The organism is Pseudomonas sp. 06C 126 (assembly GCF_001855215.1).
Taxonomy (GTDB): Bacteria; Pseudomonadota; Gammaproteobacteria; order Pseudomonadales; family Pseudomonadaceae; genus Aquipseudomonas; species Aquipseudomonas proteolytica.
This window is the reverse complement of sequence record NZ_MIFU01000058.1, coordinates 1-311: the sequence shown is the minus strand read 5'-3', so window position 1 is coordinate 311 and position 311 is coordinate 1. Positions and strand designations below refer to the sequence as shown.

General features: G+C 63.3%; 2 pseudogenes. One reads left to right on the top strand and one right to left on the bottom strand.

Going from position 1 to position 311, the window contains the following annotated elements:
• Positions 1-74: pseudogene (locus BHC62_RS28025) on the top strand (tRNA (uridine(34)/cytosine(34)/5-carboxymethylaminomethyluridine(34)-2'-O)-methyltransferase TrmL); the annotation flags it as partial.
• 157 nt (positions 75-231) lie between these two features.
• Here BHC62_RS28025 and BHC62_RS28020 read toward each other — a convergent pair.
• Positions 232-311, bottom strand: a pseudogene (locus BHC62_RS28020) (protein-export chaperone SecB); the annotation flags it as partial.

Genomic DNA, 311 nt, shown 5'->3' with positions numbered 1-311 from the left:
GCCGCAGCCTGAACCTGTCCAACACCGTGGCCGTCGCCGTCTACGAAGGCTGGCGCCAGCTCGGTTTCAAATAGCCCCCAAAACCAAATGTGGGAGCGGGCGTGTGTGGGAGCCGGGCTTGCCCGCGATGCAGGCACCTCGGTGTGTCAGTGACACAGAGGTGATGCTATCGCTGGCAAGCCAGCTCCCACACACGCCCGCTCCCACATTTAGAGCGGCGTCGGGTTCAGCTTACTGAACCGTCGGCGCGCCTTCCTGTTGCATGCGCTGCAGCTCTTGCGCATACAGGGCATCGAAGTTCACCGGGGCCA